The 17,682-nt window shown below is 64.1% G+C and carries 18 protein-coding genes; all 18 read right to left on the bottom strand.

What is annotated here, in order from left to right; translation table 11 throughout:
* Positions 1 to 9: 9 nt before the first annotated feature.
* Positions 10 to 1,659, bottom strand: a complete 1,650-nt coding sequence (locus tag GRI55_RS08010; RefSeq protein ID WP_307019411.1) for a ribonuclease J — start codon at positions 1,657 to 1,659, stop codon at positions 10 to 12.
* Entirely contained in the window at positions 1,656 to 2,429 is a 774-nt protein-coding gene (locus tag GRI55_RS08005) for a type III pantothenate kinase (protein ID WP_063505398.1), read from the bottom strand. The genes GRI55_RS08010 and GRI55_RS08005 overlap by 4 nt, the downstream gene beginning before the upstream one ends.
* Positions 2,430 to 2,432: 3 nt before the next feature.
* On the bottom strand, positions 2,433 to 3,155 hold the full coding sequence (locus GRI55_RS08000) for a biotin--[acetyl-CoA-carboxylase] ligase (protein ID WP_160766769.1): 723 nt from the start codon (positions 3,153 to 3,155) through the stop codon (positions 2,433 to 2,435).
* Positions 3,152 to 4,615 carry an NADH-quinone oxidoreductase subunit NuoN gene (nuoN, locus tag GRI55_RS07995; protein ID WP_160766768.1) on the bottom strand — a complete coding sequence of 488 codons (1,464 nt, stop codon included), beginning with the start codon at positions 4,613 to 4,615 and terminating at the stop codon, positions 3,152 to 3,154. The genes GRI55_RS08000 and nuoN overlap by 4 nt, the downstream gene beginning before the upstream one ends.
* A complete protein-coding gene (locus tag GRI55_RS07990; RefSeq protein ID WP_160766767.1) occupies positions 4,615 to 6,171 on the bottom strand; it encodes an NADH-quinone oxidoreductase subunit M in 1,557 nt (518 codons plus the stop codon). Before GRI55_RS07990 ends, nuoN begins: the two co-directional genes overlap by 1 nt.
* Positions 6,171 to 8,162: an NADH-quinone oxidoreductase subunit L gene (gene nuoL / locus GRI55_RS07985; RefSeq protein ID WP_050601233.1), complete on the bottom strand. Its 1,992-nt coding sequence runs from the start codon at positions 8,160 to 8,162 to the stop codon at positions 6,171 to 6,173. The genes GRI55_RS07990 and nuoL overlap by 1 nt, the downstream gene beginning before the upstream one ends.
* A 6-nt stretch (positions 8,163 to 8,168) precedes the next feature.
* Positions 8,169 to 8,474, bottom strand: a complete 306-nt coding sequence (gene nuoK / locus GRI55_RS07980; RefSeq protein WP_050601232.1) for an NADH-quinone oxidoreductase subunit NuoK — start codon at positions 8,472 to 8,474, stop codon at positions 8,169 to 8,171.
* Positions 8,471 to 9,094: an NADH-quinone oxidoreductase subunit J gene (locus tag GRI55_RS07975; RefSeq protein ID WP_050601231.1), complete on the bottom strand. Its 624-nt coding sequence runs from the start codon at positions 9,092 to 9,094 to the stop codon at positions 8,471 to 8,473. Before GRI55_RS07975 ends, nuoK begins: the two co-directional genes overlap by 4 nt.
* A gap of 145 nt (positions 9,095 to 9,239) precedes the next feature.
* Complete coding sequence (gene nuoI / locus GRI55_RS07970) at positions 9,240 to 9,725, bottom strand: NADH-quinone oxidoreductase subunit NuoI (protein ID WP_050601230.1); 486 nt, start codon at positions 9,723 to 9,725, stop codon at positions 9,240 to 9,242.
* Positions 9,722 to 10,768, bottom strand: coding sequence for an NADH-quinone oxidoreductase subunit NuoH (nuoH, locus tag GRI55_RS07965; protein ID WP_050601229.1), 1,047 nt, complete (start codon positions 10,766 to 10,768; stop codon positions 9,722 to 9,724). The genes nuoI and nuoH overlap by 4 nt, the downstream gene beginning before the upstream one ends.
* On the bottom strand, positions 10,765 to 12,774 hold the full coding sequence (gene nuoG / locus GRI55_RS07960; protein ID WP_160766766.1) for an NADH-quinone oxidoreductase subunit NuoG: 2,010 nt from the start codon (positions 12,772 to 12,774) through the stop codon (positions 10,765 to 10,767). The genes nuoH and nuoG overlap by 4 nt, the downstream gene beginning before the upstream one ends.
* Entirely contained in the window at positions 12,774 to 14,066 is a 1,293-nt protein-coding gene (gene nuoF / locus GRI55_RS07955) for an NADH-quinone oxidoreductase subunit NuoF (RefSeq protein ID WP_082847422.1), read from the bottom strand. The genes nuoG and nuoF overlap by 1 nt, the downstream gene beginning before the upstream one ends.
* On the bottom strand, positions 14,066 to 14,206 hold the full coding sequence (locus GRI55_RS14885) for a hypothetical protein (RefSeq protein ID WP_197458229.1): 141 nt from the start codon (positions 14,204 to 14,206) through the stop codon (positions 14,066 to 14,068). Before GRI55_RS14885 ends, nuoF begins: the two co-directional genes overlap by 1 nt.
* Positions 14,206 to 14,874 carry an NADH-quinone oxidoreductase subunit NuoE gene (gene nuoE / locus GRI55_RS07950; protein WP_160766765.1) on the bottom strand — a complete coding sequence of 223 codons (669 nt, stop codon included), beginning with the start codon at positions 14,872 to 14,874 and terminating at the stop codon, positions 14,206 to 14,208. The genes GRI55_RS14885 and nuoE overlap by 1 nt, the downstream gene beginning before the upstream one ends.
* A complete protein-coding gene (locus GRI55_RS07945; protein ID WP_063511447.1) occupies positions 14,867 to 15,049 on the bottom strand; it encodes a hypothetical protein in 183 nt (60 codons plus the stop codon). Before GRI55_RS07945 ends, nuoE begins: the two co-directional genes overlap by 8 nt.
* The gene (locus GRI55_RS07940; RefSeq protein ID WP_160766764.1) at positions 15,046 to 16,263 is read right to left on the bottom strand and encodes an NADH-quinone oxidoreductase subunit D; all 1,218 of its coding nucleotides are present in this window, start codon (positions 16,261 to 16,263) and stop codon (positions 15,046 to 15,048) included. The genes GRI55_RS07945 and GRI55_RS07940 overlap by 4 nt, the downstream gene beginning before the upstream one ends.
* Complete coding sequence (locus tag GRI55_RS07935; RefSeq protein ID WP_160766763.1) at positions 16,260 to 16,793, bottom strand: hypothetical protein; 534 nt, start codon at positions 16,791 to 16,793, stop codon at positions 16,260 to 16,262. The genes GRI55_RS07940 and GRI55_RS07935 overlap by 4 nt, the downstream gene beginning before the upstream one ends.
* The gene (locus GRI55_RS07930; protein WP_160766762.1) at positions 16,790 to 17,680 is read right to left on the bottom strand and encodes an NADH-quinone oxidoreductase subunit C; all 891 of its coding nucleotides are present in this window, start codon (positions 17,678 to 17,680) and stop codon (positions 16,790 to 16,792) included. The genes GRI55_RS07935 and GRI55_RS07930 overlap by 4 nt, the downstream gene beginning before the upstream one ends.
* Positions 17,681 to 17,682 lie beyond the last annotated feature (2 nt).

The following is a 17,682-nucleotide window of genomic DNA, read 5'->3' as shown; positions in this document are numbered from 1 at the left end:
CTGCGCCTCCTACAGATTGGGTACGATCACGCGCACCTGCGGTCGCTTGCCCGACCAGCGCTGCGCCGCCCGGCGCGCGGCGAGCCGCGCAGCCTCGTGAACGCTTGCCTCGTCGCGCCGGTCGCCGCCGCGAAGCTTGCCGATCGCGGCGGTGATGTCCCGCGTCGCTTCGGCGACGAAATCGTCGTAATCCTCGTCCAGCGGCAGCCCCAGGCTGTCGATCCGCGGGTTGAGATCGCCGTCGAGCGCGACGATGAGCACGCCTTCGCGCATGATCCGGCGCCGCATGGCAATCGCCTCGCCATCGGCCGGGATGATGAGATCGCCATCGAGCACCAGGCGGCCCGCCTTCACTTCGGCAATCTTGCCGGGCGCACCGGGCGCGAGCCGCACGAGATCGCCGTTCTGCTGGACGACCTGGTCGGGTATCGCGCATTCCTTACCCAGCCTGCCCTGCTCCTGCATGTGGCGCATCTCGCCATGCACGGGGACGAGAATGTCCGGCCGGATCCAGCCATAGAGCGCTTCCAGCTCGGGGCGGCCCGGATGGCCCGACACGTGGATCATGCTCTGCCGGTCGGTGACCATGGTGATACCGCGCGCAGCGAGCTTGTTCTGCACGATCCCGATCGACAGTTCATTGCCCGGGATCTGCCGGCTCGAAAACAGCACGACATCGCCGCTGACCAGTTCGATCGGGTGGTTTTCGTCCGCCACCCGCGCCAGCGCGGCGCGCGGTTCGCCCTGCCCGCCGGTCGCAATGATCAGCACTTCGCCGCGAGGCAGCCCCATCGCGGTGTCGAAATCGACCGGGTCGGGGAAGTCCTGCAGATAGCCGTTATCCTGCGAGACCTCGATGATCCGGTCGAGCGAGCGGCCGGCGACGCAAACCTGGCGGCCGGTTTCGCGCGCGACGTCGCCCAGCGTCTGGAGCCGTGCGACATTGCTGGCGAAGGTGGTCACCATCACCCGCTTGCCCGCATGGCGCTGCACTTCCTCGAGCAAGCCCTTGTAGACCGCCCCTTCCGAACCGCTCGGCGCGGGATTGAAGACATTGGTGCTGTCGCAGACCAGCGCCAGCACGCCCTCGTCGCCGATCGCGATCAGTTCTTCCTCGGTCGTCGGTTCGCCGATGATGGGGTCTTCGTCGAGCTTCCAGTCACCGGTGTGGAAGATCCGCCCGTGCGGGGTATCGATCAGCAGCGCATTGCCTTCGGCGATCGAATGCGCGAGTGGGATATAGGTCACCTCGAACGGGCCGACGGCGAACTGGCCGTGGTCCTCTTCGATGACATGCAGCTCGACCTCGTCGACCAGGCCCGCTTCCTTGAGCTTGCGGCGGACGAGGTCGGCAGTGAACGGCGTGGCATAGATCGGCACGCCGAGATCGGCGGCGAAATAGGGGACCGCACCGATGTGGTCTTCATGCGCATGCGTCAGCACGATGGCTTCGAGCTGATGGGCGCGTTCCTCGATGAATTCCAGATCGGCGAACACCAGGTCGACGCCGGGATACTGGTCGCCCGAGAAGGTCATCCCCAGATCGACCATCAGCCATTTGCCCTGGCAGCCATAGAGATTGACGTTCATGCCGATTTCGCCCGAACCGCCGAGCGCGAGGAACAGCAGTTCGTCTTCGGGGGTGAAGTCCTTCTTCACGCGGCGCGCCCTGCCAGAATGGCAAGCCCTTCGAGCGTGAGGTCGGGGTCGACCACGTCGAACAGGTCGGTGTGTTCATCAAACAGGATCGCCAGGCCCCCTGTCGCGACCACCTTGGCGGGACGTCCGATTTCAGCCTTCATGCGGGCCACAAGTCCTTCGATCAGAGATACATAGCCCCAGAAAACCCCAATTAGCATCTGGTCCTCGGTGTTGCGACCGATGACGCTGTCGCTTTCGGGCTTCTCGATGGCGATCCGCGGCAATTTGGCCGTGTTCCCTACCAGCGCGTCAAGCGAGAGATTGATCCCGGGCGCAATGATGCCGCCCTTGTAGGCGCCGTTGAAATCGACCACGTCGAATGTCGTCGCGGTGCCGAAATCGATGACGATAAGATCGCCGTCGTGCTTGGCATGCGCCGCAATGGTGTTGAGCGCGCGGTCCGCACCCAGCGAGCTGGGCTGTTCGATATCCAGCTCGATTCCCCAGGCCGCCTTGTCCTGGCCCGCGATGAGCGGCGTGATCCCGAGATACTTTTCCGACAGGACCGTGAGATTGTGGATCGCCTTGGGAACGACCGAGCCGATGATCACCTGATCGATCTCGCCGCTGTCGAAGCCCTGGAATTCGGCCAGTTGCAGCAGCCAAACGGCATATTCGTCGCCCGTCCGGCGCGGGTCGGAGGCGATCCGCCAGCGCGCCTTGATCTCGCCCTTGTCGATCAGCGCGAAGACAACATTGGTATTTCCGACATCGGCGGCGAGCAGCATGGCTCAGCTCTCCTCGTTTGCGAGCATCACGTCGCCCGCATGGATGGCACGGGTCGATCCGTCCGCCAAGCGCAGCGACAACGCGCCGTCGGGGGTCAAACCGGCAAAGGCGCCTTCGATCCGCTCCTCGCCCGGCGGTTGCACGGTCAGCCGCGTGCCGGGCGGGTGGGCCACGCTGGCCCAGCGCCGCGTGAGCGGTTCGAGGCCGTAGGTGCGCCACCGCTCGAGTTCGAGGTCGAAGGCCTCGGCCAGGGTGCGGGCGAACATGTCGCGATCGGGCGCGGGGCCCAGTTCGGCCAGCGCCACGGTCTTGCGGTCGGGCAGGTCGGGCGCGGCAGCCAGGTTCACGCCCATGCCGACGATGATCCTGTCGCCTTCGCGTTCGAGCAGGATGCCGGCCAGCTTGGCATCGCCGAGCATGAGATCGTTGGGCCATTTGAGCCTCAGCTTGCCGGGTTCGGCCAGCACGGCGGACACGGCCTCGTAGGCCGCCACGCCCGCGACCAGCGCCAGCGTTGCCGGGGCGGGATCGCGCGGCGAAATGCGAACCGCGGTCGAACCCATGAAATTGCCGCTGCCGTCGAACCAGCTGCGTCCCTGCCGCCCGCGCCCTGCGACCTGCCGATCGGCCACCAGCCAGTGACCCTCGGCCACCACCTCGCCCGCGCGCACCTGCGCGGCAAGATCGGAATTGGTCGAACCGGTTTCGGTTACGAAGCGGATCACATCGCAGCGACGAAGGAAGCCGCGGCCTGCGCCGTCCATTCACCCAGCGGGATGGTCAGCAGGTAGCCGAGCGGCGACAGGATCGCGACGCACACGCCCAGCACGGCCCAGTGGCTCACCGGGCTGCTCGTCTCGACATCGCGCGTGGGTTCGTCGAAGAACATCACCTTGATGAACTTCAGGTAGTAGAACGCGCCGATCACGCTGGCGGCGATCCCGATCGCGGCAAGTGCGACCAGATCGGCCTGCACGGCGGCCTGGAACACCACGAACTTGCCCCAGAATCCGAACAGCGGCGGAATGCCCGCGAGGCTGAACATCAGCACCAGCAGGCACCAGGCGAGCGCCGGCCGCCGGGTCGAGAGCCCGGCAATATCGGCGAAGGTTTCGAGGTTCTGACCGGCCGGGTCGCGCAGCATCAGCAGCGCGGTGAAGCTGCCGATCACCATGGCGACGTAGATCGTCAGATAGGTCAGCACGCTGGCGACGCCCGCCGCGGTCGCTGCGGCAAGACCGATAAGGATGAAGCCGACGTTGTTGATCGACGAATAGGCCAGCAGGCGCTTGAGGTTCTGCTGCCCGATGGCGCCGAGCGCGCCCACTACAATCGATGCCAGCGCGGCGAAGATGATGATCTGCCGCCAGGCATCGACTTCGCCCGCGAAGGGATCCATCGCGATGCGCACCAGCACGCCCATCGCCGCGACCTTGGGCGCGCTGGCGAAGAAGGCCGTGACCGGCGTCGGTGCGCCTTCGTAGACGTCGGGGGTCCACATATGGAACGGCACGGCGCTGATCTTGAAGGCGACACCCGCCAGCACGAAGACCACGCCGAACAATGCACCGGTGGAGAAATCGAGCGCAAAGGCGGCGCGGATGCCGTCGTAATTGGTCGAACCGGTGAAACCGTAGACCAGGCTGACGCCGTAGAGGATGATGCCCGATGCCAGCGCGCCGAGCACGAAGTACTTGAGCCCGGCCTCGCTCGACCGGTCGTCCTGCCGCAGGAAGCTAGCCAGCACGTAGCTCGACAGGCTCGACATTTCGAGACCGATGTAGAGCGTCATCAGGTCGGTGGCGGACACCATGATGCCCATGCCGACCGCGTTGAACAGCATCAGCACGGGATATTCGGCGCGGTAACCGCCCAGCTGGGTGAAGAAACGCGGGGTGACGATCAGGACCGCCGCCGAGGCGAGATAGATCAGCACCTTGCCGAAGCTGCCGAAGGCATCGGCACGGTAAAGATCGCCAAAAGCCCGTCCGGCGACTTCGCTTGCGCTGCGGTCGAACAAGCCGATGCTGAAGATCGCTGCACCGACGAGCGCGGCCACGGCGATGATGGTCAGCAGGCGGGCGGACCGATCCCCGTTCCACGCGGCGAGCAGCAGCAGGACGAGCGCGGTGATCGACAGGCCGATTTCCGCCGCGGTGAGATAGAGCGAGGTAGCGTAGGACATCAGTGCGCTCCCTCTTCACCGCGGGCTTCGCCATGCGCGAATCCGACGTAATTGGCATTGTGTTCGCGCGGCGTGCCGATGGTGTTGTCGGCATCGAAATCGGGTGCGGCGCGTGCCACGCGCGCCTCGAGAGCGGCAATATCCTGACGCATGGGGGCTAGGAAGCTTTCCGGATAGACGCCCATCCACAGCACGGCGGCTGCGATCGGGGCGAGCATGGCCCATTCGCGGGCGTTGAGGTCGGGCATGCGCGCGGCATCTTCGTTGACCTGAAGCCCGAAGACGACGCGGCGGTAGAGATACAGCATGTAGGCGGCACCGAGGATGATCCCGGTGGTGCAGACCAGCGTGACCAGCGTCGAGACCTTGTAGAGGCCCGCCAGCGCAAGGAATTCGCCGACGAAATTGCTGGTGCCCGGCAGGCCGATCGAGGCCATCGTGAACAGCAGGAAGAACAGCGCATAGCGCGGCATGTTGATGGCGAGGCCGCCATAGCGCGCGATCTCGCGCGTGTGCAGCCGGTCGTAGATCACGCCGACGCACAGGAACAGCGCGCCCGAGACCAGCCCGTGGCCCAGCATGACCATCACCGCGCCTTCGATGCCCTGCGCGTTGAACGCGAAGATGCCTGCGGTCACGATCGCCATATGCGCGACCGAGGAATAGGCGATCAGCTTCTTCATGTCGCTCTGCACCAGCGCGACGAGCGAGGTGTAGATCACCGCGATCATCGACAGGACGAAGACGAACCAGGTGAACTGCGCGCTGGCTTCGGGGAACATTGGCAGGCTGAAGCGGATGAAGCCGTAGCCGCCCAGCTTGAGCAGCACGCCCGCGAGGATGACCGACCCGGCGGTCGGCGCCTGCACGTGGGCATCGGGCAGCCAGGTATGCACCGGCCACATCGGCATCTTCACGGCGAAGCTGGCGAAGAAGGCCAGCCACAACCAGGTCTGCGCCTGCGGCGAGAAGTCGTAGTTCAGCAGCGTCGGGATATCGGTCGTGCCCGCTTCGTTTGCCATCCACAGCATTGCGATAAGCATCAGGACCGAGCCGAGCAGCGTGTAGAGGAAGAATTTGTACGAGGCGTAGATGCGGTTATCGCCGCCCCATACGCCGATGATAAGGTACATCGGGATCAGGCCGGCTTCGAAGAAGATGTAGAACAGGAACATGTCCTGCGAGGCGAAGACGCCGATCATCAGCACTTCCATCAGCAGGAAGGCGCTCATGTATTCGCCGACGCGCTTGCTGATCGCATCCCAGCTGGCGAGGATGCAGATGGGCATCAGGAACACGCTGAGCATGATCAGCATCAGCGCGATCCCGTCGATCCCCAGCGCATAGCTGAAGCCCGCGAATATCTCCGCGCGCTCGGTGAACTGCCACTGCGCCCCGCCAATGTCGTAATTGAGCCACAGCAACACGCCGAGCGCGAGATCGACCAGCGTGGCCACCAGCGCGACCATGCGCGCGGTGTGCGCACCGAGGAACAGGCAGGCGATAGCGCCGGCCAGCGGCACGGCGAGCATCAGCGAAAGGATGGGGAATTCCATCAGAACAGCACCCAGGTGATGGCGGCGACGAGCCCGAGGAGCATCACCAGCGCATAGCTATACAGATATCCGGTCTGGAAGCGGCGGGCGCCAACGGCCCCCTTCTCGACCACCCAGGCAATGCCATTGGGACCGAAACGGTCGATCGTGCCGACATCGCCAAGTTTCCAGAACTGGCGCCCCAGCCAGAAGGCAGGGACGATGAACAGGTAGTGATAAAGTTCGTCGAAATACCACTTGTTGTAGAGGAAGCGGTAGATCGGCCCGAGCTGTTCGGCCGTCTTGCCCGGAATGCTGGTGTCCTTGATATAGGCCAGCCAGGCGACGAACAGGCCGATCAGCATGACGATGAAGGCGGCGTATTTCACCAGATAGGGCACGCCGTGCATCGCGTGGATGAGCGGTTCGTTGTAGAAGATCGAGCTGCCCCAGAACGCGGCATCATCGAGGAAGGTCGGCGCGAAGATCTGTCCGGCCAGGACCGCACCGATCGACAGCACGCCCAGCGGGATCAGCATCGACAGCGGGCTTTCATGCGGATGATAGCCGCCGGTCGTGTCCTCGCCCGCTTCGGCGGGGGTCTTGTGAACCGAATGCTGGATGTGCTCGCTCTCGATCCAGCGCGGCTTGCCCCAGAAGGTGAGGAACATCAGCCGCCAGCTGTAGAAGCTGGTCAGCAGCGCGGCGAAGGTGCCCATCCAGAAGGCGAAATTGCCCAGTTCGGTCCCGCGGCCATAGGCCACTTCGAGGATCGCGTCCTTCGACCAGAAGCCGGCGAAGCCCGCGCCAAGATGATAGATGCCCACGCCGGTAATCGCCAGCGTCCCCATCATCATCGCCCAGAAGGTAAGCGGGATGTGCTTCCGCAGCTCGCCGTAATAGCGCATGTCCTGTTCGTGGTGCATCGCATGGATGACCGAGCCCGCACCCAGGAACAGCAGCGCCTTGAAGAAGGCATGAGTGAACAGGTGGAACATCGCCACGCCATATGCGCCGACGCCCGCGGCAAAGAACATGTAGCCCAGCTGCGAACAGGTCGAATAGGCGATCACGCGCTTGATGTCCCACTGCGTGGTGCCGACTGTGGCGGCAAAGATGCAGGTGGCAGCGCCGATGAAGGTCACCATGCCCAGCGCCACGGGCGCGGTTTCGAACATGGGCGAAAGGCGGCAGACCATGAACACGCCCGCGGTCACCATGGTCGCAGCATGGATCAGCGCCGACACCGGCGTCGGGCCTTCCATCGCGTCGGGCAGCCAGGTGTGCAGGCCGAGCTGCGCCGATTTGCCCATCGCGCCGATGAACAGCAGGATGCACAGCACGTCCATCGTCTGCACGGTGAAGCCGAGGAAGCCAATCGTCGCCCCGCTCATACCGGGCGCGGCGGCGAGGATTTCGGTGATCGAAACGGTGTCGAACACCAGATAGGTGCCGAAAATGCCCAGCATGAAGCCGAGGTCGCCGACGCGGTTGACCACGAAGGCCTTGATCGCGGCGGCATTGGCACTCGGCTTGCGGAACCAGAAACCGATCAGCAGGTAGGATGCCAGGCCCACGCCTTCCCAACCGAAGAACATCTGGACGAGGTTGTCCGCCGTCACCAGCATCAGCATGGCGAAGGTGAACAGCGACAGATAGGCGAAGAACCGCGGCTGGTCGGGGTCTTCGTCCATATAGCCCCAGCTGTAGAGGTGGACGAGCGCCGAAACGGTGTTGATCACCACCAGCATGACCGCGGTCAGCGTATCGACGCGCAGCGCCCAGTCGAATGCCAGCGTGCCCGACTGGATCCAGGTAAGCACCGGCACCACGGTCGCTTCGGAAGATCCGCCGACGAAGCCGAGGAAAATCGGCCAGCTGAGCGCGGCGCTGATGAACAGCGCCCCGGTGGTCACCGCCTTGGCGAAGACCGGCGGCGCGGCCTTGTTGGTCAGGCCGGCGACGAGCGCCGCCAGCAGCGGCAGGAATACGATAAAGAGGATCGGGTGCACGGGTGCTTATCCCTTCAACCGGTCGACGTCGTCGACGGCAATCGTGCCACGGCTACGGAAATAGGTGACGAGAATGGCGAGACCGACGGCGGCTTCGCCCGCTGCCACGGTCAGCACGAACATGGCGAAGACCTGCCCCACCAGATCGCCGAGAAACGCGCTGAACGCGACCAGCTGGAGATTGACGCTGAGCAGGATCAGTTCGATCGCCATCAGGATGACGATGATGTTCTTCCGGTTCAGGAAGATACCCAGCACGCCCAGCACGAACAGGATCGCGCTGACCACGATATAGTGTTCGATGCCGATCACAGCTCGACCCCCCTGCCCACTTCGGGCTGTTTCATGACGGTTGCCTCGTCCGGATTGCGGCGCACCTGGCGGGTGATGTCCTGCTGGCCGCGCGCGCCGTCGGGGCGCTTACGGTGCGTCAGCACGATCGCGCCGACCATTGCCACCAGCAGGATCAGGCCCGCGGCTTCGAACAGGAAGATATAGTCGCGGTACAGCACCGCGCCGATGCTGGCGGTATTGGATTCCCCGAGGATGGGGGCAGCAGCGCCGCTGGCGACGCCCAGGTCGATCCGCCCAGCCTGATAGGCACCGATGCCGAAGATCAGCTCGGCAGCGAGCACCAGCGCGATCGCGATACCCAGCGGGAAGTTCTTGATGAAGCCCGCGCGCAGTTCGGCAAAGTCGATGTCGAGCATCATCACCACGAACAGGAACAGCACCGCGACTGCGCCCACATAGACGATGACCATCAGCGCGGCGATGAATTCGGCGCCGACGAGGACCATCAGCCCGGCCGCATTGAAGAAGGCGAGGATCAGCCACAGCACCGAATGCACCGGGTTGCGCGACATGATGACCATGACGGCGCTGGCGATGACCAGTGCTGCGAACAGGTAAAAGGCGATAGTCTGTATCACTTTTCCCTCAAACCTCTTGCGTCACGCCCGCAAAGGCGGGGGTCCGGATAACGTTGCATGGTGCCACTGCCGCCTGATGGATCCGCGCCTGCGCGGGGATGACGGAAATGGTGGTGAGTTGGTATGCCCCAGTCACGCGCGGCCCCTAGCGATAGGGCGCATCGGCTTCAAGGTTCGCGGCGATCGCCCGCTCCCACTTGTCCCCGTTCGCCAGCAGCTTGGCCTTGTCGTACAGCAGTTCTTCACGCGTTTCGGTGGCGTATTCGAAGTTCGGCCCCTCGACCACGGCATCCACCGGGCAGGCTTCCTGACAGAAGCCGCAATAGATGCACTTGGTCATGTCGATGTCGTAGCGCGTGGTGCGGCGGCTGCCGTCCTCGCGCGGTTCGCTCTCGATCGTGATCGCCTGCGCGGGGCAGACGGCCTCGCACAGCTTGCAGGCGATGCAGCGTTCTTCCCCGTTGGGATAGCGGCGCAGCGCATGCTCGCCGCGGAAGCGGGGCGAGATCGGGTTCTTTTCGAACGGGTAGTTGATCGTGACCTTGGGCTTGAAGAAATACTTCAGCGTGAGGGCATGCGCCTTCACGAACTCCCACAGGGTGAACGCCTTGATGGTTTGCGCGATACTCATCCGTAATGTCCCGTGGCCATCAGATAGCCCGAAATGACGACGACGAAGCCGAGGCTGATCGGAAGGAACACCTTCCAGCCCAGGCGCATCAGCTGGTCGTAGCGATAGCGCGGTACGGTCGCCATCACCCAGCTGAACATGAAGAAGAAGAAGAAGGTCTTGAGCAGCAGCCAGACGATCCCGGGCACGTAATAGAGCGGCGCCCAGTCGAACGGCGGCAGCCAGCCACCCCAGAACAGCAGCGCATTGAGAATGCACATCAGCAGGATGTTGGCATATTCGCCCAGCCAGAACAGCGCGAAGCTCATCGAGCTATATTCGGTCTGGTACCCGGCGACGAGCTCGCTTTCCGCCTCGGTCAGATCGAACGGCACGCGCTGTGTTTCCGCGAGCGAGCTGATGAAGAACATCACCCACATCGGGAACAGCAGCGGATGGATGCCATAGGCATTGATGAAGCCGAGGCCGAAGCCTTCCTGCGCGCGGACGATGTCGTTCAGATTGAACGTGCCCGCGAACAGCACGACGCACACCAGGATGAAGCCGATCGAGACTTCGTAGCTGATCATCTGCGCAGCGGCGCGCATGGCCGAAAAGAACGGGTATTTCGAGTTACTCGCCCACCCGCTCATCACCACGCCGTACACCGACAGCGAACTGATCGCGAGAATGTAGAGCAGGCCGATGTTGATGTCCGCCAGTACCGCTTCGGCGCTGAACGGCACCACCGCCCACGCGCCGAGCGCGACGGTGAAGGTGAGGATCGGCGCAAGGAGGAATATCCCCTTGTTCGCCGCCGAGGGAATGATCGTTTCCTGCAGGAACACCTTCAACCCGTCGGCAAAGCTCTGCAGCAGGCCGAACGGGCCGACCACGTTGGGACCGCGGCGCAGGTTGATCGCCGCCCACACCTTGCGGTCGACATAGATGACCATCGCGACGCTGAGCATCAGCGGCAGCGCGATCAGCAGGATCCCGGCAAAGGTCGCAAGACCCCAGGCCCATTCGTAGGTCATGCCCAGCGATTGGAAGAATTCGGTCATTCCGCGGCCTCCGCAAGCTCGCCGCTGCCGAGCAGTTCGCTCGAACATTGCTGCATCACCGCGCTGGCGCGGGCGATGGGATTGGTGAGGTAGAAGTCCTTGATCGGATAGGCGGTGATCCGCCCTTCCGCCTTGGCCGTGCTGCCACCCTTGGGCAAGTCGCCATAGCCGGCAAGGCCTTCCTCGCCCAGCGCGGGGACTTCGCGGATCATGTTGGCCTGCAATTCGGCAAAGCTGTCGAAGCCGACCTCGACCTTGAGCGCATCGGCCAGCGCGCGCAGGATCGTCCAGTCCTCGCGCGCGTCACCCGGCGCGAACACCGCGCGTTCGGCGAACTGCACGCGGCCTTCGGTGTTGACGTAGGTCCCGTCCTTCTCGGCGAAGCTCGAACCCGGCAGGATGATGTCCGCCGCATGCGCGCCCTTGTCGCCGTGATGGCCGATATAGACCTTCAGGCTGTCGGCGAAGGGTTCGAAATCCATCTCGTCGGCGCCCAGGCTTATGACCACCTTGGGCCCTGCCGCGGCGATGTCCTTCATCCCGCCCTTTTGCGCGAAACCGAGCATCAATCCGCCCATCCGTGCTGCACTGAAGTGCAGCACATTGAAGCCGTTCCAGCCCTCGCGCACCAGCTTGTGCGTTTCGGCAAAGGCGAGGCCTGCCCCCAGCGCGCCCTTGGCAAGCGCCGCGCCGCCCATGATGATGGCGGGGCGGTCGGCGCCGGCGAAGGCATCGACCACGTCCTTGGGCAATTCGCCGAGCACTGCGAGGTCCTCGCCGAGGAACTGCGCCGGATAGGTCGTGTCCCACTGCGGACCGACCACGAAGACCCTGGCACCGCGCTTCACCGCCTTGCGGATCCGCACGTTGACCAGCGGCGCTTCCCAGCGGATGTGGCTGCCGACGATCAGGATAGCATCGGCGGTTTCGATACCCGCAAAGGTCGAATTGAAATTGACCGCGGCCAAGTTCGACACGTCGTAATCCATGCCGGTCTGGCGGCCTTCGATCAGCGACGAACCGCAGGCCTCGAGCAGCGTCTTGGCGGCGAACATGGTTTCGCAATCGACCATGTCGCCCGCGATGGCGGCAATGCTGTTGCCCGGCTTGGCCTTGGCGATCGCCTTGAACGCCTCGTCCCAGCTCGCCGGTTGCAGCTTGCCGCGCTTGCGCATGAAGACCTTGTCCAGGCGCCGCTTCGACAAGCCGTCGACCTGGTAGCGGGTCTTGTCCGAGATCCATTCCTCGTTGACGTCGTCATTGATGCGCGGGAGCGCGCGCATGACTTCGCGGCCACGGCTGTCGAGCCGGATGTTCGACCCCACCGCATCCGAGACGTCGATGCTGAGCGTCTTCTTGAGCTCCCACGGGCGCGCTTCGAAGGCATAGGGGCGGCTTGTCAGTGCGCCGACCGGGCACAGGTCGATCACATTGGCCGACAGCTCATGCTCGGCCGCCTGCTCGAGATAGGTGGTGATCTGCATGTCCTCGCCGCGATAGAGCGCGCCGATTTCGTCCACGCCGGCGATCTCTTCGGAGAAGCGCACGCAGCGGGTGCAGTGGATGCAGCGGGTCATGACCGTCTTGATCAGCGGGCCCATGTATTTCTCGGTCACCGCGCGCTTGTTCTCTTCGTAGCGCGTGGCCCCGCGGCCATAGGCGACCGACTGGTCCTGCAGGTCGCATTCGCCCCCCTGGTCGCAGATCGGGCAGTCGAGCGGATGATTGATCAGCAGGAATTCCATCACGCCTTCGCGCGCGGTCTTGACCATTTCGCTGTCGGTGCGGATTTCCTGCCCGTCGGTAGCCGGCAGCGCACAGCTCGCCTGCGGCTTGGGCGGTCCGGGCTTCACTTCAACCAGGCACATGCGGCAGTTGCCGGCGATGCTCAGCCGCTCGTGATAGCAGAAGCGCGGGATTTCCTTGCCCGCAAGCTCGCAGGCCTGAAGGACGGTCGCGCCATCGGGGACCTCGATTTCCTGTCCGTCTACGGTGACTTTGGGCATTATTCCGCTGCCTCGGCAAATTTGGCGTTGTGTTCTTCGATCCGGCGCTCGAGCTCGGGGCGGAAGTGGCGGATCAGGCCCTGGATCGGCCAGGCGGCCGCATCGCCCAGCGCGCAGATGGTATGGCCTTCGACCTGCTTGGTGACCTGCTGCAGCATGTCGATTTCCTCGATCGCGGCATCGCCGGTGCGCAGGCGTTCCATCATCCGCCACATCCAGCCCGTGCCTTCGCGGCAGGGAGTGCACTGGCCGCAGCTCTCGTGCTTGTAGAAATAGCTGATGCGGCTGATCGCGCGGACGATGTCGGTCGACTTGTCCATCACGATGACGCCGGCAGTGCCGAGACCCGAGCCGAGCTCCTTGAGCCCGTCGAAATCCATCGGCGCATCCCAGATCTGCTCAGCCGGAACCAGCGGCACCGACGATCCGCCCGGGATCACCGCGAGCAGATTGTCCTTGCCGCCGCGGATACCGCCGCAATGCTTCTCGATCAACTCGCTGAACGGAATGCTGAGCGCTTCCTCGACCACGCAGGGCTTGTTCACATGGCCGCTGATCTGGAAGAGCTTGGTGCCCTTGTTGTTCTCGCGCCCGAACGAGCTGAACCACGATGCGCCCCGGCGCAGGATGGTCGGCACGACGGCAATCGATTCGACATTGTTGACCGTGGTCGGGCAGCCGTAGAGGCCTGCTCCCGCGGGGAACGGGGGCTTGAGCCGCGGCTGGCCCTTCTTGCCCTCGAGGCTCTCGATCATCGCGGTCTCTTCGCCGCAGATATAGGCCCCCGCACCGCGGTGCAGGAAGACGTCGAAATCGTAGCCCGATTTGCTGGCGTTTTTGCCGATCAGTCCCGCATCATAGGCTTCGTCGATCGCGGCCTGAAGTGTCTCCGCCTCGCGGATGTATTCGCCGCGGATATAGATATAGGCCGCCCGCGCGCGCATCGCATAACCGGCGATCAGGGCGCCTTCGATCAGCTTGTGCGGATCATGGCGGATGATCTCGCGGTCCTTGCAGCTGCCGGGTTCGGACTCGTCGGCATTGATGACGAGGAAGCTGGGACGGCCGTCCTTCGATTCCTTCGGCATGAACGACCATTTCAGGCCGGTGGGGAAGCCTGCCCCGCCCCGCCCGCGCAGCCCCGAAGCCTTCATCTCGTCGATGATGCTGTCATGGCCGCGCGCGATCAGCGACTTGGTATCGTCCCAGTCGCCGCGCTGCTGCGCCGCCTTGAGGCCCCAGTCCTGGAAGCCGTAGACATTGGTGAAGATGCGATCCTTGTCGGCAAGCATCAGAATGCGCCCCCTTGCGAGAGGAAATAGATGGCGGCGACCGCGATAAGCGCGAGAACGCCGAATTTCACGAGGCCCACCAGCACCTTCCAGGCGATCCAGGCGAGCACCAGCGCGACGAGGATAGTGACGATCTCCATCACCATTCCTTCCGGTAATCGTGATTGGCATCGACCATCTCGGTCAGCGTGGTCGGCCCACCGGCGGGTTCGCTGGTGTGGCGGCCGGGTTCCTGCGTGCCGGTCTTGGGTTGCTCGCCCTTGGCCAGTGCGTCGAGCACCGCATCAAGGCGCTCGGGGGTCAGGTCTTCGTAATTGTCGTCGTTGATCTGGACCATCGGCGCAGTCGCGCAATTGCCCATGCATTCGACTTCGGTCAGCGTCCACAACCCGTCTTCGGAGACGTGGCCCTTCTTCATCCCGCGCTTGCTGCAGGCGGCGAGCAGGCCGTCCGAACCACGCAACATGCACGGCGTCGTGCCGCACACCTGCACGTGGTACTTACCCACGGGCCGGAGGTTGTACATGAAGTAGAAGGTCGCAACCTCAAGCACGCGGATTACCGGCATGTCGAGGTAATCGGCGACATATTCGATCACCGGCAGCGGCAGCCAGCCCTGCGTGTTTGTTTCTTCACCGACCTGGCGCTGGGCGAGGTCGAGCAGCGGCATCACCGCGGAGCGCTGGCGCCCTTCGGGATAGCGCGCAATCGCCCTGTCGGCACGGGTCCGGTAGCTTTCGGTGAACTCGAAACCGCCCCAGCGCTCGCGCAGGTCGGGGGTATCGGGAGCGAGGGAACGGTCAGCCATTGATCAACCTGCGTTCGACATAACGGCCCACATAGAGACCGATGACGGCAGCGAAGGCCGTCGAAAGGATTTCCTTGAGCGAGCTTTCGCCATGGAAGGCGAACAGATAGGCAGCAACCGCCGAAGCGAATGCCGCAAATGCCGCGATGAAGATGAACACTTCGCGCGCGATCACCGGTCACACTCCCCGAACACGACGTCGATGGCGCCGAGAATGGCGGTGGCGTCGGGCAGCATATGGCCGCGGCTCATGAAATCCATCGCCTGCAAGTGGCTGAACGCGGTCGGCCGGATCTTGCAGCGATAGGGTTTGTTCGACCCGTCGCTGACCAGATAAACCCCGAATTCGCCCTTGGGGCTTTCGGTCGCGACATAGACTTCGCCAGCGGGGACGTGGAACCCTTCGGTGTAGAGCTTGAAGTGATGGATCAGCGCTTCCATCGACTGCTTCATCTCGGCGCGCTTGGGCGGCGAGACCTTGCGGTCGTCGGAGCAGATCGGCCCGCCGGGCATCTGCGCCAGGCACTGCTTGATGATCTTCGCGCTTTCGTAGACTTCCTTCACGCGCACCACGAAACGGTCGTAGCAGTCGGAATTGGTGCCCACGGGAATGTCGAATTCTATCCGCTCGTAGACGTCGTAAGGCTGCGACTTGCGCAGGTCCCACGGGATGCCTGCAGCGCGGATCATCGGGCCGGAGAAACCCCAGGCGACCGCATCGTCCTTGCTGACCACGGCGATATCGACATTGCGCTGCTTGAAGATGCGGTTGTCGAGCACGAGGCTCATCGCATCGCCGAACAGTTCCTGGAGCCGGCCATCGACCCAGTTGCCGATGTCGACCAACAGCTTTTCGGGCACGTCCTGGTGGACGCCGCCGGGGCGGAACCAGGCGCTGTGCATGCGCGCACCCGAGGCCCGCTCGAAGAAGTTCATGCAGTCTTCGCGCAGCTCGAACACCCACAGGTTCGGCGTCATCGCGCCGACATCCATGACATGGGCGCCGATGTTGAGCATGTGATTGCAGATGCGGGTCAGCTCGGCGAACAGCACGCGCAGGTATTGCGCGCGTTCGGGCACCTCGACATTGAGCAGCTTCTCGATCGCGAGGACGTAGCTGTATTCCTGCGCCAGCGGCGAACAATAGTCGAGCCGGTCGAAATAGGGCAGCGCCTGCAGATAGGTCTTGTGCTCGATCAGCTTTTCGGTGCCGCGGTGCAGCAGGCCGACATGCGGATCGATCCGTTCGATGATCTCGCCGTCGAGCTCCATCACCATGCGCAGCACGCCGTGCGCCGCGGGGTGCTGGGGCCCGAAGTTGATCGTGTAATTGGTGATCACTTCGTCGCCGGTGGTCGGCGACTCTTCCAGATGCATGGCGTGGCTCATGAACAGATCCAGTTACCGCTGTAGCTTTGCGTCTTGCCCGCCGCGTCGGTCACGGTGACATTCGCGGGACGGCGTTGCTCGGTGCCCGCAGCGGGAGCGACCGAGACGGTGAAGCCTTCGCCCGCGAAGCTGGTCCCGTCGCGGATGGCGTCGAGACCGCCCGCCGCGGCATCGGTCAGCACCAGGCTATCGCCCACGCGCACCACCGCCTTGCCGGGAACCGAGGCGTCATCGGGCGCACCGGCGATCAGCATTTCGTCCTTGCCGACCATCAGCGTGCAGCCGCCGTCGCGCGCACCCAGGTCGACGCCGCCGATATCGCCCAGCTTCTGGAGCTGGGTCAGATCGACACCGCCGGGTGCCGTAACGCTTGCAGTGTTGGGCAGGTCGGGATCGGCCTGCGGTCCGCCAGCGGCATTGCCGTCCTGGCCGATACGGCTGGCGAAATCGTCGGCGCTTTCCTGCTCGGCGGGTTCCGAAGAACACCCGGCGAGCGCCAGCGGGAGGGCAATCAGGAGCAGCCGCTTCATGACTTGCGCTTCCCGGCCGCAGGCGCGGGGCCGCCGGCATCGTTATCCGGCGTATCCGGCTCGGTCGCTTCGGCGGTGTCGGTGGTCTTGCCCTCGCGCTCGGCGCGTGCGGGCTGGTCCTCGGTCGGTTCGGGAGCCGGGGCGTTCTCGCCGCCGTCTTCCTCGGCCGGGGCACCGGCGCTGACCTTGTCGGCCGCATGTTCGTCGGTTTTCTTGCCCGCACCCGTGTCCTTGGGCGTTTCGGTGGTCTTGGGTTCGTCGACCGGCGGGACATCCGCCTTCTCGTCACCCGGCAGCACGTAATCGGCCCCTTCCCAGGGGCTCATGAAGTCGAACTGGCGCAGGTCCTGCGCGAGCTCGACCGGTTCATAGACCACGCGCTTCTCGTCTTCCGAATAGCGCAGCTCGTGATAGCCGGTAAGCGGGAAATCCTTGCGGAAGGGGTGCCCTTCGAAACCGTAATCGGTGAGGATCCGGCGCAGGTCGGTATTGCCCGCGAAGAGCACGCCGTACATGTCGAACACTTCGCGCTCGAGCCAGCCTGCATTGGGCCACAGCGTCGTTGCCGTCGGGACCAGCGTGTCCTCGCTCGCCGAACACTTGACCATGATGCGGTTGTTCGTGGTCAGCGACAGCAGCATGTAAACGACTTCGAACCGCTCCGCGCGGCTCGGATAGTCGACCCCGGCGATTTCCATCAGCTGCTGGTACTTGTGGTCGTCGCGCAGGATGCGCAGCACGTCCTCGATGCTCTCGCGCTTCACGGTGAACAGCAGTTCGCCGTGCTCTTCATGCACGTCGAGCAAGTGCGCGCCGAGCGCCCCGCCCAGCGTGTCCTTCAGCCCGTCGATCTGCGTGAAGCGGGGTGCGGAATGTAGCGTAGCCATTG

Origin of the sequence: Qipengyuania citrea (assembly GCF_009828015.1) — a bacterium.
GTDB classification, from domain to species: Bacteria; Pseudomonadota; Alphaproteobacteria; order Sphingomonadales; family Sphingomonadaceae; genus Qipengyuania; species Qipengyuania citrea.
The sequence above is the reverse complement of the archived record's forward strand: the minus strand, read 5'-3'. Positions and strand labels throughout refer to the sequence as shown.